This is a genomic window from Pseudomonas putida (assembly GCA_041879295.1).
GTDB classification, from domain to species: Bacteria; Pseudomonadota; Gammaproteobacteria; order Pseudomonadales; family Pseudomonadaceae; genus Aquipseudomonas; species Aquipseudomonas putida_Y.
Window position 1 is genome coordinate 1,065,539 of the sequence record CP047152.1, and the last position, 12,376, is coordinate 1,077,914.

The window sequence follows — 12,376 nt, forward strand, 5'->3', positions numbered from 1 at the left end:
CCTCCTGTCAGTCCTTGGCCGCTGCGCCCGGTTCGGGCTTGAGAGCGTTGTCCTGGCCAATGCGTATCGCGGCACCGGGGGTGAGTTTCAGCTGCCCTGCGGTGACCACCTGTTCCCCGGCCTGCAGGCCTTTGCTGACCACAACCACACCGTCTCGGCGCTCGCCAGTCTGTACTGTGCGCTGTTCGGCGATCAGCAGGGGTTGGCCCTTGTCGTCGTTTTCCTGCTTGCCGTTCTTGTCCTTTTTCGGTGAGACGACATACACCGAGTTGCCATACAGGGTGTAGGTAATGGCGCTTTCCGGCGCCACCACTTGCGGCTGCGGGTTGGGCAGCAGGATCAACAGGCTGGCGAACATGCCTGGCAGCAGTTTGCCGTCGGGGTTGGCCATGGTGGCGCGTACCAGCAGGTTGCGCGTGGTTTCCTCGACCTTGGGGTTGATGGCGCTGAGGTTGGCGGGGAAGCGCTGGCCCGGATAGGCGGCCACTTGCACCAGCACCTGCTGGCCCAGGCTCAGGTGTGGCAGGGCCTGTTCCGGCACGTTGAAGTCTACGTACAGGCTGGACGTGTCTTGCAGGGTGGCGATCACCGTGCCGGCGGCCAGGTACTGGCCGATGTCTACCTGGCGGATGCCGATGGTGCCGCTGAAAGGTGCATTGAGTCTCTTCTTGATCTTCTGCGCCCTGAGCTGCTCGACCACTGCCTGGTTGCGCCGGTACTGGGAGGAAAGGCGGTCAAATTCGCCGCGGGAGATGGCCGAATCGCCGACCAGCTGGCTGCCACGGCCGAAATCGACCTTGGCCAGGCCCAGGTCGGCCTGGGCGGTGCCGAGCAGGGCTGTTTCCTGATCGTCGTTGAGCTGCAATAGCAGTTGCCCGGCCTTGACCTGCTGGCCTGAGTCGAAGTGCAGGGATTTGACGATGCCTTCCACCTCCAGGCTCAGATCCACGCCCTGCAGCGCTTTGAGGCTGCCGACCGCGGGGAGGCGCTCTTGCCACTGGCGCTGTTCGGCCATGGCAGCCGCCACGGTGATGGGCGGTCTGGGGGCAGTGAACATCTGGATCTGCTGGTAGATCGAGAAGGCTTTGTAACCCCCCAGGGCCAGCAGAATCAGCAGAACAACGGCCAACATGATGAGCATGCGGCGGCGCAGCATAGGTCCGGTTCCTTGGATGCAGTTGTTATTCGTTTCTACACGACAACGGGCGATCCTGCCCACGTGTGGATGGGGGAAGTATTGACTGTTTTTCGGGAGGAGGGGTGTGAAATGCCTGTGCCGGCCTTTTCGCGGCTAAAACCGCTCCCACAGGGACCGTGTAGAACCCTGTGGAATCGGCTTTAGCCGCGAAAGAGGCAGTGAATGCAACAGAAAAATCAGACGAGATGCAGGTGGTTGTCCCAGAAACCGGACGGCAGGTTCATCGGTTGCCCGACCAGTTCGGCCTTGCGGCAATCGTAGAACCGGCAACGGCCCTGCCCGGAGGTGACGACAAAGCCGTCCTTCACTGCGCCAACGCCTGCGCAGTCGGGCATCGGGGCATCCAGCCGCACCGCGCCGCTGTCCAGGTCCCAGACGAACAGGCGATTGGCCCGCGGCGCCGTCAGCGCTACCAGCCGCAGCTCGCTGTGGATGGCAACGCTTGCGGTGTATTGGGCCATGGCTTGCAGTTGCCGCTCCGGCACCGGAAAGGCCTTGAATGGCTCGCCCGGGCGCTTGATCGCCAGCAGCTCGGCAGTTTCATCGGCATCGCCCATGAACTGCTGGCAGGCGGCGATGGTGCCATCGCTGGCCACTGCCAGGTGTCGCACGCTGTTCATCTGCTGGGCCAGGGTTTCCTTGCTCAGCAGGGTGCCGTCACGCTGCATCAGCACCAGGCTAGGTTGCATGGCATCGAGGTTCATCTCGACACGGCTTTCGGCTTCGGTACGGATACCGCCATTGGCCACGACCAGCGTTTCGCCGTCGGGCAGCCAGGCAACCTCGTGCGGGCCGATACCGTGGGTCGGTATCTCGCCAGTGTGCACCAGGCGCTCGCCTTCGAAACGGTACACGCCAAGCACGCCCCGCCCCGGGTCGGTGGTGTCGTTTTCGGTGGCATACAGCCATTCGCCGTCTTTGTGTACCACGGCATGGCCATAGAAGTGCCGGTTAGGCTGCGAGGCTACCGTTTGCAGCAGGCGGCCGTCACGCAGGTCGATCAGGTAGCTTTCGGTACCAGGGCGGCGGGCGACGAACAGGGCGATTGGCTGCTCGGGGTGGTGGATGATGGCATGGCAACGCTGAGCGACCTGGGTGCTGAACACCTGTGTGCCGTCCAGGCGAAAACCTACGGCAAAGTGCTGGCCGTTGCCGTTGTCACGCGCCGAGAGCAGCAAGGGTTCGCTGCCTTTGTTGCGGAACAGGCTCCAGCCGCCCAAGGTGAGGGCACTGAGCAATACGCTACCGAGTTTGAGTGCCTGGCGTCGCAGCATGATCAGTCACCGTCGTTGGCATTGAAGCCCAGCTGGATGTTCAGTGCCTTGGCCAGATCGCTTTCGTGCAGGCGATGGACGACGTTGAGGCTGTCGTAGATCTGGTTGAGGGTTTGCTGACCGGCGTCGTCGGCCAGCAGCTCACCCAGCGTTTTCTGGTTATCGGCCAGCAACTTGAGCGAGGTAGCGTAGGCGGCGTCGATCTTGTCCGCCAGCGCTTTCTGACCGCTGGGCAACAGGCCGCGCAGGCCCTGGTTGTCTACCCCGACCCAGACGGCTTCGGCGGCCTTGAGGCTGGCCTGCAGGCTGTTCATCGAATTGTGGCTGCGCCAGGCCTCGGCCTGCAACGGCTGCGGGATGCCCTTGCTCTGACGGCCCATCGGTGCGCCGAGCTTCTTCTTCAGGGTGTCCAGAGCGGTAACCTGGGCGCGCAGCAGATCGGCGATCGCCTCGTGGGAGTCTGCGTAGCGCTGGTTGGGGAACTTGGTCATCTGCGAGAGCATGCCGTCGGTGCTGTTCCAGCCTTTGAGGATTTCCTCTGCCAAGGCCTTCTGGTGCGCGCCGATGGCCACCAGCAGCGGGCAGTAGCGGGCCTTCTGCTCGGCAGTGGCGATGTCCGGCTTGCTGTCGAACAGGATGTACTCATAGGCCGACAGGCCACGTACCACTACGCTGGACTTGCCCAAAGCTTCAGCATCAACTGGCTTGTCGCCGTTGACCAGTTGCTCGACCTGACGGCCGACCAGGTTTTTCTTGTCGGGCCAGAACTGTACCTGCCAGGCGCGGTTGCCTTCGGCCAACGGGCCGACCAGCAGCGGCTGAAGCTCGGCCCAGGCTTTTTGTGCGTTGAGGAAGTCGGCGCGGGCTTTGTCCAGGCTTTCCTTGCCTTCGCAGTAGGCCAGGGCGCTGGCAGCCAACGTACGGTCGGCTTCGACCCAGCGGCTGTAGGTAGGCAGGATCACCTGGTTGGCGATAGCGGCGGAGGTCACTGCTTGCGGGTCTTGTGGCGAGCAGGCACCGAGGGCGAGTGCGGCGAGGCTTGTGAACAACAGTTTGGGTCGGAACATGCCCGGCTCCTTTGCGCGTTTAAAGTGAGTTCAGGAACGCCAGCAACGCGGCGCGCTGCTCGGCATTGAAAGTGAGTACGAAGTTGCGTGCCGCCTCGGCTTCGCCACCGTGCCACAGCACGGCTTCAAGCAGGTTGCGGGCGCGGCCGTCATGCAGGAACTGGCTGTGGCCACTGACCGTTTCGCTCAGGCCGATGCCCCACAGCGGCGCGGTGCGCCAGTCCTGGCCGTTGGCGGCAAATTCGGTGCGCTCGTCGGCCAGCCCCGGGCCCATATCATGCAGCAGCAGGTCGCTGTAGGGGCGGATGACCTGGTCGGCCAACTCTGGTTCGGCGGCGTCGGCGGCGGTGGTGAACTGCGGTGTGTGGCAACCTTGGCAACCTGCCTGGTAGAACAGATTCTTGCCCGCCAGTACCTGTGGCGAGCCGACGTCGCGGCGGGCCGGCACAGCCAGGTTGCGGGTGTAGAACGTGACCAGGCGCAGGATGTTGTCGCTGACTTCTTTCTCGCCATCGGCCCCGTCGCCGTTAGGTGCGGACAGGCAGGCGGTTTGGGCCGGGGTGCAATCGTCCTTGGGCTGCAGGGTGCTGGTCAGACCCATGTCGCCGGCAAAGGCGTGCACGTTCTGCTGGTTGACGTTGGGCTGCCCGGCTTTCCAGCCGAAGCGGCCGATCACCGTTTTACCCTGGGCATCGTCCCATACACGGTTGGCCCGCCCGCGGATGCCATCGCGGTTGCGGTCGTCCGGGTCTTCGTTGGCCAGCAGGTCGGCTTCGGGGATAGCTTCAAGCAGGCCCAGGCCGATCATCGGTGGTGCCACCCGCGCCGAAAAGCGCGTGTCGGGGTGCATCACACCATAGCCGAGCTGGGTAATTTGCAGGGCTGGCTTGCGCAACTCGACCTGGTGGCCGTCCTTGAATGACACGGTTTCGCTGGAGTAGCTGACCCGCACCTTGCCTTCCGGCGCCACGCCGGGGACGGCCATGTCCTGCAACTGGGTGCCATAGACTGGCTCTGGCACCACGCCGAGGCGCTCGATCACTTTGGCCAGGTAGGGTTGGTCGGGGATCGACAAGCGCACCAGCATACCCACCGCGTTGCTGTCACCCGGCTCTGGTGGGTGGCCACGGCCATCGCGCACGTGGCAGTTCTGACAGGCGTTGGTATTGAACAGCGGGCCCAGGCCATCACGCGCGGTGGTAGTGGACGGGGCAATCACCCAGGGGTTGCGAAAGAAGCTGTTGCCAACGGCGAAGTCCAGGCGCTGCTCTGGCGAGAGGTTGGCCGAGGGCAGGGAATAGGCATTGCGATCGCTGCGCTGCACGGTCGCCTTGCCACCCGATAACGCTTCGCCGGGCTCGGCGTGGGTGAAACGCGGGGCGTCGTCACAGGCGGCCAGGGCACAGGCCAGCAGCAGGGGAGGGAGTCGGGACAGCGACAAGGACATCGAAAATCCTGGGCGTGAGCGAAAAACCGGCGTGCAGCTTAGCAGGCCCAGGATCATTGAATAAGAGCAATTTGCGTTTGCTTGATGAAATTGCCGTGAGCGCAGTTGGTCAGGCCATATAGAGCATGAAGTTTCGGTTGACCAGGTTGACGATCAGGTTTTTGTTGCCGCCACCGCGATTATCGCCGGTGACTTCGATGACTTGTTCGCTGGTGTATTCCATGGAAGAGGCAGTAATGCACTTGACTGCGTCCTCGTGCGCAGGTTGCCAGTAGTCCTGGAATATCCAGATGCTGGTGTCGGCAGACGGGCCGAGGATCAGGCGCAAGGCCTTGTGGTTCTCAGTCGATCTGCCGATCCATGGGATGGCCAGCGAGCCATTCCAGACGTGCTGGGCGCCGACTGCCAGGCTGTTGCTGCGGTTTTCACCGTCGATCAGGGTCAAGGTATAAGGGGTGTTATTGGCGATGGAGCGCAAGTAGGTGACGTTGGCCATGTGGTGTTTCCTCTTAATGTTCAGTTTTCGGGCGGGGTAAGGGGCTAGTCGGGGCGCGATAGACATAGGCCGCGAGCAAGGTGATTTCGTTGAACGGGGGGTCGAGCTCGGCGGGATGAAAGCGACCGAGCAGTTGCAGCCCTTGGTCACTGGCGACCGCTTCGAACATCCGGCGGTCGGTTTCGTTGGGGTCGTACAGGTAGATCTTGCCGGGGCGGGCAACTACCCGGCACATTTCCTCGGCCACGTGGTGGGTAATCGGAGCGCCCATCAGCGTCACGTGAGGGACTGCATGGTCGTCGAGGGGAAAGTCCGGAGCATCGTATTCGTATACGACGATGAGGTTGGGAATGTGCCCGCCTGCGAACGGCCCGTTGGAGATGAGCTGGCCGGCCTTGTTCAGGTTGTACGCATCGTTGAATCCGGTAATGAGGTCCCCCCCATTCATGCGTTGGACGATTCGGCCTTCGCCCCAGACATCAAGAATCTGCAGCACTGTGCCTCCTGTTAGCTTTGATCGAAGGCCTACAGGATGAGCATTTGCGCGTACGCCAGGCAGCAGGAAGCGTTTTACCCGGCAGCGAATGAAAACGCCCGGCACAAGGCCGGGCGTTTGCGTTGAAGCGCTACAGCAGGATCAGAACTCGTGATCCGCAGTGTCCGGGTTCAGGTTGGCAATACCCAGCTTGCCCGCGGCCTGCTCAATCGCCCCGGTCTGCTTGACCAGTGCGGCGATTGCGTCACGCACGACCTGGTTACCTGCAGCATTGTCGGCGGCGATCAGCTGGTCGTAGTGCTCGCCTTTGAGGGCATGGTCGACGATTACCTGAAGCTTGGCCTCGGTGGCTTCCAGGTCGGCCTTGAGGGTTGCATCGGCGGCTGGGTCAACCTTGGCGACCAGCGACGAAAGGCTAGGGCCGGTCAGCTTGGTGCCGTCCGGGCGGGTGTACTCGCCCAGGTAGACGTTGCGGATGCCCTTGGCGTCGTAGAAGTGCGAGTAGTGGGTGTTGTCGCTGAAGCAGTCCTGCTCGTCTTCCGGCGAGTTGGCTTCCAGCGAAACTTTCATGCGCTCACCCGCCAGTTCGCCCAGCGACAGGCTGCCCATGCCGAACAGCATCTTGCGCAGGCCGTCGTTGACAGGCTCGGCTTCCAGCTTGGCGCGGTAGTTGTCGGCGACGTTCGGTGCCCAGTTGCCGACCATCTCTTCGAGGTCGGTGACCAGCAGGTCGGTAACCGCTTTCAGGTAGGCACGGCGGCGGTCATTGTGGCCGCCAGTAGCGCCCTGGCCTTCCAGGTAGTCGGATGCCGGACGGTTGCCAGCGCCTGGGCCGGTACCGTTCAGGTCCTGGCCCCAGAGCAGGAACTCGATGGCGTGATAGCCCGTGGCAACGTTGGCTTCGGAGCCAGCCAGCTCGTTCAGGCCAGCCAGTTTTTCGGGGGTGATGTCCTTGACGTCGACCTTCTCTTCACCCACCTGGATCTCGGTGTTGGCAATGATGTTGGCGCTGGCCGCCGGGTTGCCCAAGGCGTGCTCGTAGCTCTTGTCGACATAGTCGATCAGGCCTTCGTCCAGGGGCCAGGCGTTCACCTGGCCTTCCCAGTCGTCGATGATGGTGTTGCCAAAGCGGAAGGCTTCGCTCTGCAGGTACGGTACGCGTGCGGCGAACCAGGCTTGCTTGGCGGCCTTCAGGGTTTCGTCGTTGGGCTTGGCCAGGAACGCGTCGACTGCGGTCTGCAGCGTCTTGGCAGTGCTCAGCGAGTCGCTGTACACGGCGTAGACCATGTCGGTGTAATGCTTGACCACGGCTTTGCCGGCTGCTTCGTCGACAGCGCCTGGCGCAGCAGCGGCGGTGGCAGCAGCAGGTGCCTGGGCTTGCGCCGCGGCGGCTTTTTCGTCCTTGCCTTCACCGCAACCGGCGAGGGCGATGGCAATGGCCAGCAGACTGGCGGAGGCCAGAGGCATTCGAATCATTATTGGTTTTCCTGCATCGTGTGGTTGGACCAAGGGGTGGACCGTGCGCCGTGGCACGCGAAACTACAACATCATGCGAAAGATTTGCATTTGCTGTAAAGGGGCGGGCGCGCAATTCGTGTAAATCCGGGTCACGGCCTGTAACCGGGCAGGTGGCCTCAGGAAACCGAAACCCGGCTGCGTTGCGCTTGTTTGAGGAAGTGAGTTAGTTCACGGGCCGAAAGCGGCTTGCTGTAGTGGTAGCCCTGGCCCTCGTGGCAACCCTGGGCAACGATGTAGGTTTCCTGTTCGGCGGTTTCCACGCCCTCGGCGATCACCTGCATCCCCAGGCTCTTGCCCAGCTGGATGATGGCGCGAACGATTGTGGCGTCGTCATCGTCGTCGAGCAGGTCCTGAACGAAGCTCTTGTCGATCTTGATCTTGTCCAGCGGCAGCGACTTCAGATAGCTGAGGGACGAGTAGCCAGTGCCGAAGTCGTCGATGGCAATCAGCGCCCCGGAGCGGCGCAGGCTCAACAGGTGCTGGGCGGCGGTACTGATGTCTTCCATCAGGCCGGTTTCAGTGACTTCCAGTTCCAGGCTGCGCGGTGGTAGGCGATAGGCTTGCAGCAGGTTGTTGACCACCCGTGGCAGCTCGCTGTGGTGCAGTTGCACGGTTGACAGGTTGACCGCCATGCGCAGGTCGCTGAAGCCCTGGTCGTGCCATTCGCGCAGTTGTCGGCAGGCCTGATCAAGTACCCATTCGCCGATGCTGATGATGCTGCCATTCTGCTCGGCCAAGGGGATGAACTGGTCGGGTGGCACCATGCCCAGTTCCGGGTGCTGCCAGCGCAGCAGGGCCTCTACGCCAACCACCCGGTGGTCGCGGTAGCTGATCTGTGGCTGGTACACCAGGTACAACTGGTTGCGCGGCAGGGCTTCACGCAGGTCCTTTTCCAGTTCGCGACGGCGACGCATCTCGCTGTCGACGCTGGCGATATAGAACTGGTAGCGGTTGCGCGAACGGACTTTGGCCAGGGTCATGGTCTGTTCGGCTTTTTGCAGCAGTTTTTCGGTGCTGTCGCCGTCTTCGGGGAACAGGGTGATGCCGATGGTCGCGCGCAGGCGGATTTGCTCGTGGTCGAGGTCGAACGCCACTTCCAGGTCGTCGAGGATGCTCTGCGCCAGTTCGGCAGCCTCGTAGGGCTGCTCGATATTGGCCTGTACCAGGGCGAACTGGTCACCGCCCAGCCGCGCCAGGGCGCCCAGGCGGCCACTGTGGGCGCGTAGCCGGTCGGCCAGGGCCAGCAGCAACTGGTCACCGACCTGGTAGCTGAATTGTTCGTTGATGCCCTTGAAGTCGTCCAGGCCTAAGCACAGCACTGCCACGCGGTGCTGCAGGCGGCCGCCGTCGATGAGGATCTTGTCCAGTTGCTGCTGCAGTTGCTGGCGGTTGGGCAGGCCGGTGAGGAAATCATACTGGGCCATGCGTTGCAGGCTGTTTTCCGCTTCGTGGCGCAGATGGGTGTTGCGTTCGATCGAGGCCAGCAACTGGTTGGCGGTGTTCACCCACAGGCCCAGTTCGTTTTTCTCGTGGCCCTTGAGCAGCGGTATCTGGTGCTGGCTGGGGCGGTCAGGGTTGATCTGGGTGAGATGCTCGATGATCTTCGACAGCGGTTTGGTCAGCAGCCAGTGGTAGACCAGGTACAGCACCAGGCCCATGGCCATGGCCCGCAGTACGCCGGAAATGAAGATGATCACCGCGTTGATCAGGAAATCTTTACCGTAGGACGAGGTGTCGAGGGTAATGCTGAGGTCGCCGTAGTATTCGCTGTAAGGGCCACGACCGACCAGTTGCGTGGTGTAGGTGCGTTCCTGGCCGAGGATGAGGTCGGTGAACCAGCGCATGGACATGTCCTGCAGCGGGCGGGACTTTTCTGCCAGCATGGTTTCGTTGGGATGGCCAATGGAGGCCATGCGCACTGACTCGTCCTGGAACAGGCCTTCGATGACCTGCATGCCCATTTCACGGTCGAGGCTGTACACCGCCTGGGTCGAAGGGTCGCGGAACATGTCGAGGATGCGCTGGGCATCATTGTTCACGGCTTGGCGGGTCTTGTAGGTGTCGTAGATGATTTGCGCACAGCTGAGCACGACGCCGACCGCCAGCGCCGACAGCAGCACGACCCTGAGCAACTTGACCGACAAGCTGTTCCGCAATTCCAGCTTCAATGGGGTTTCCTTAATCCATGCGCATGGCATCATTTTGCCATCAACGATGACGATACACTACCGGCCGACCATTAGCAGTGTATCGGTTGCCTGACCCCGCAACTTGAATGCGCTGTATCAATCTTCCAGAGGTTTGATGTTAGCGTGGTATGCGGGCTGAGCAAGCAAAACCGTGGCAGCCTCTTTGCGGGCAATACAGGCACAAAAAAACCCGGCACATGGCCGGGTTTCTTGATCAAGGCTGAATGGCTCAGGCCTTGAAGGTCTTGCCTTCGAACTGCTCGGCAACGAAGGCCCAGTTGACCAGGTTCCAGAACGCCTCGACGTACTTCGGACGCAGGTTGCGGTAGTCGATGTAGTAGGCGTGTTCCCAGACGTCGCAGGTCAGCAGCGGGGTGTCGCCGCTGGTCAGTGGGCAGCCGGCGCCGATGGTGCTGGCCAGGGCCAGGGAACCGTCAGCTTTCTTCACCAGCCAGCCCCAGCCGGAACCGAAGGTGCCGACCGAAGTCTTGGTGAACTCTTCCTTGAACTTGTCGAAGGAACCGAAAGCGGCGTTGATGGCGTCAGCCAGTGCACCGGTCGGCTGGCCGCCGCCGTTTGGCGACAGGCAGTTCCAGTAGAAGGTGTGGTTCCAGACTTGAGCGGCGTTGTTGAAGATGCCGCCCGAAGAGCTCTTGACGATCTCTTCCAGGGTCTTGCCTTCGAATTCGGTGCCTGGGACCAGGTTGTTCAGGTTCACGACATAGGTGTTGTGGTGCTTGTCGTGGTGATACTCCAGGGTTTCCTTGGAGATGTGCGGCTGCAGGGCATCGTGGGCGTACGGCAGCGGCGGCAATTCAAAAGCCATGGTGGATCTCCTGATTCAGGTCTGTTTGCGGTTTGCGCAAGGCCGATCACGGGCGGCCCGATAAGCGTCGGCGAGTCTGTACTCTTTGCGACGCAAGCGCTGGATCATAGCACCGGGCCCGGCGCATAACCACGCAACAAACATAGGGAATAGAGGTTCCGGAGGGGTTGGGCTGAGCCGACCGGCGGCTCGCCCTTGCGCTGGTGTCAAATGTGAGACCGAGTGCCGCTCGATCTTGCAGTCGATGAATATGGCGCGCCAAACCCCGAGGTCAGTTGAAGATCAGTTGCGCAGCCACTGCAAACATCATCACTGCCACCATCAGGTCGAGCATCCGCCAGGTCGCCGGCCGCGCCAGCCACGGTGCCAGCCAGGCCGCGCCAATGGCCAGGGTCGAGAACCACAGCAGCGAAGCGCTGGCCGCACCGGCCACGTAGGCGCCAGGGGCGGACTGTTGGGCGCCCAGCGAGCCGATCAGCAACACCGTGTCGAGGTACACGTGCGGGTTCAGCAGGGTCACCGCCAGGGCGCTGAGCAGCACGGCGCGACGGGAACGGACGCCCTGGCCCTGCTGGTGCTGCAGGCTCTGCTTGGAGCAGGCGCTGCGCAGCGCCTTGGCGCCGTACCAGATCAGGAACACCGCGCCGCCCCAGCGGGCAATTGCCAGCAAGGTCGGGTTGTGCGCCAGCACGGTGGCCAGGCCGAACACCCCGGCGGCTACGAGGATGGCATCACAGACGATGCACAGCGCTGCCACCGGCAGATGATGCTCACGGCGCAGGCTCTGGGCGAGGACGAAGGCGTTCTGGGCGCCGATGGCCATGATCAGGCCGAAGGCCACCAGCATGCCATTGAGATAGCTTTGCCACATGGCAGGGCTCTCCAAAAAGGGTCACGGAAGATGCTGGCCATTGTGATGTTCGGCGCTGTATAAGAAAAACAAATAAAGCTGATCACCCATTAGGAAAATCGATGTTAGACTACAAGCTGCTGGCTGCCCTTGCGGCAGTGATCGAACAAGGCGGTTTCGAGCGTGCAGCGCAGGTATTGGGCTTGTCGCAGTCGGCCATTTCCCAGCGCATCAAGTTGCTTGAGGCGCGGGTCGGCCAGCCGGTCCTGGTACGTGCCACGCCGCCCGGCACGACCGAAGTCGGCCGCCAGCTACTCAACCATGTGCAGCAGGTGCGCCTGCTCGAGCGCGACCTGCAGCGCCAGGTACCGGCGCTGGACGAAGAAGGCATGCCGGAGCGCCTGCGCATCGCCCTCAACGCCGATAGCCTGGCCACCTGGTGGGCTGGCGCGGTGGGCAACTTCTGCGCACAACAGAACGTGCTGACCGAGCTGGTGGTAGAGGACCAGGAAGTGGGGCTTAAACGCATGCGTGCCGGCGAGGTGGCAGCCTGCCTGTGTGGGAGTGAGCGACCGGTAGCCGGAGCACGCAGTTTGCCACTGGGGGCCATGCGCTACCGGGCGCTGGCCAGTCCCGTGTTCATGGCGCGGCACTTCCCCCAAGGTTTTGTCGCCAGCCGCCTGGCCCGTACCCCGGCGATCGTGTACGGCCCGGACGATTTCCTGCAGCACCGCTACCTGGCATCGCTGGGCATGGAGGGTGGTTTTCTGCACCACCTGTGCCCTTCATCCGAAGGCTTCCTGCGTATGACAGAGGCAGGATTGGGGTGGGGCCTGGTGCCCGAACTGCAGGCCCGGGAGCAATTGGCCAGTGGGCAATTGGTGGAAATCTGTCGCGATACCCCCATCGATGTGCCGCTGTACTGGCATCATTGGCGCAATGGCGGGCAATTGCTTGCGCAACTGACTGACCACTTGCGGCACACCGCACAGCACTGGCTGGTGCCCTTGTAGTC

11 protein-coding genes are annotated in these 12,376 nt (G+C 62.4%); 1 reads left to right on the plus strand and 10 read right to left on the minus strand.

What is annotated here, in order from left to right; translation table 11 throughout:
• Nucleotides 1–7 precede the first annotated feature (7 nt).
• The 10 genes from GST84_04960 to GST84_05005 all read right to left on the minus strand — a co-directional run bounded on the left by GST84_04960 (nt 8) and on the right by GST84_05005 (nt 11,382).
• Nucleotides 8–1,156 carry an efflux RND transporter periplasmic adaptor subunit gene (locus GST84_04960; GenBank protein ID XGB11740.1) on the minus strand — a complete coding sequence of 383 codons (1,149 nt, stop codon included), beginning with the start codon at nt 1,154–1,156 and terminating at the stop codon, nt 8–10.
• Between the two features lie 218 nt (nt 1,157–1,374).
• The gene (locus GST84_04965; GenBank protein ID XGB11741.1) at nt 1,375–2,472 is read right to left on the minus strand and encodes a DUF1513 domain-containing protein; all 1,098 of its coding nucleotides are present in this window, start codon (nt 2,470–2,472) and stop codon (nt 1,375–1,377) included.
• Between the two features lie 2 nt (nt 2,473–2,474).
• Complete coding sequence (locus GST84_04970) at nt 2,475–3,539, minus strand: imelysin (protein XGB11742.1); 1,065 nt, start codon at nt 3,537–3,539, stop codon at nt 2,475–2,477.
• 19 nt (nt 3,540–3,558) lie between these two features.
• Nucleotides 3,559–4,986 (minus strand): c-type cytochrome, encoded by a 1,428-nt coding sequence (locus GST84_04975; protein XGB11743.1) that lies wholly within the window; start codon nt 4,984–4,986, stop codon nt 3,559–3,561.
• Between the two features lie 109 nt (nt 4,987–5,095).
• Nucleotides 5,096–5,482: a hypothetical protein gene (locus GST84_04980; GenBank protein XGB11744.1), complete on the minus strand. Its 387-nt coding sequence runs from the start codon at nt 5,480–5,482 to the stop codon at nt 5,096–5,098.
• 13 nt (nt 5,483–5,495) lie between these two features.
• Nucleotides 5,496–5,978, minus strand: a complete 483-nt coding sequence (locus tag GST84_04985; protein XGB11745.1) for a hypothetical protein — start codon at nt 5,976–5,978, stop codon at nt 5,496–5,498.
• A 141-nt stretch (nt 5,979–6,119) separates the two neighbouring features.
• On the minus strand, nt 6,120–7,454 hold the full coding sequence (locus GST84_04990; protein XGB11746.1) for a peptidase: 1,335 nt from the start codon (nt 7,452–7,454) through the stop codon (nt 6,120–6,122).
• Between the two features lie 158 nt (nt 7,455–7,612).
• Nucleotides 7,613–9,664: an EAL domain-containing protein gene (locus GST84_04995; GenBank protein ID XGB11747.1), complete on the minus strand. Its 2,052-nt coding sequence runs from the start codon at nt 9,662–9,664 to the stop codon at nt 7,613–7,615.
• Between the two features lie 250 nt (nt 9,665–9,914).
• Complete coding sequence (locus GST84_05000; protein XGB11748.1) at nt 9,915–10,511, minus strand: superoxide dismutase [Fe]; 597 nt, start codon at nt 10,509–10,511, stop codon at nt 9,915–9,917.
• A gap of 271 nt (nt 10,512–10,782) precedes the next feature.
• Nucleotides 10,783–11,382, minus strand: coding sequence for a LysE family transporter (locus GST84_05005; protein XGB11749.1), 600 nt, complete (start codon nt 11,380–11,382; stop codon nt 10,783–10,785).
• A 101-nt stretch (nt 11,383–11,483) separates the two neighbouring features.
• Here GST84_05005 and GST84_05010 point away from each other — a divergent pair, with 101 nt between their 5' ends.
• On the plus strand, nt 11,484–12,374 hold the full coding sequence (locus tag GST84_05010) for an ArgP/LysG family DNA-binding transcriptional regulator (protein XGB11750.1): 891 nt from the start codon (nt 11,484–11,486) through the stop codon (nt 12,372–12,374).
• The last annotated feature ends 2 nt before the right edge of the window (nt 12,375–12,376 follow it).

What these genes read in the sequence shown, in the direction of transcription:
- GST84_04960 (XGB11740.1), bottom strand. Translation starts at nt 1,156, where the DNA reads ATGCTGCGCCGCCGCATGCTCATCATGTTGGCCGTTGTTCTGCTGATT.
- GST84_04965 (XGB11741.1), bottom strand. Translation starts at nt 2,472, where the DNA reads ATGCTGCGACGCCAGGCACTCAAACTCGGTAGCGTATTGCTCAGTGCC.
- GST84_04970 (XGB11742.1), bottom strand. Translation starts at nt 3,539, where the DNA reads ATGTTCCGACCCAAACTGTTGTTCACAAGCCTCGCCGCACTCGCCCTC.
- GST84_04975 (XGB11743.1), bottom strand. Translation starts at nt 4,986, where the DNA reads ATGTCCTTGTCGCTGTCCCGACTCCCTCCCCTGCTGCTGGCCTGTGCC.
- GST84_04980 (XGB11744.1), bottom strand. Translation starts at nt 5,482, where the DNA reads ATGGCCAACGTCACCTACTTGCGCTCCATCGCCAATAACACCCCTTAT.
- GST84_04990 (XGB11746.1), bottom strand. Translation starts at nt 7,454, where the DNA reads ATGATTCGAATGCCTCTGGCCTCCGCCAGTCTGCTGGCCATTGCCATC.
- GST84_05000 (XGB11748.1), bottom strand. Translation starts at nt 10,511, where the DNA reads ATGGCTTTTGAATTGCCGCCGCTGCCGTACGCCCACGATGCCCTGCAG.
- GST84_05005 (XGB11749.1), bottom strand. Translation starts at nt 11,382, where the DNA reads ATGTGGCAAAGCTATCTCAATGGCATGCTGGTGGCCTTCGGCCTGATC.
- GST84_05010 (XGB11750.1), top strand. Translation starts at nt 11,484, where the DNA reads ATGTTAGACTACAAGCTGCTGGCTGCCCTTGCGGCAGTGATCGAACAA.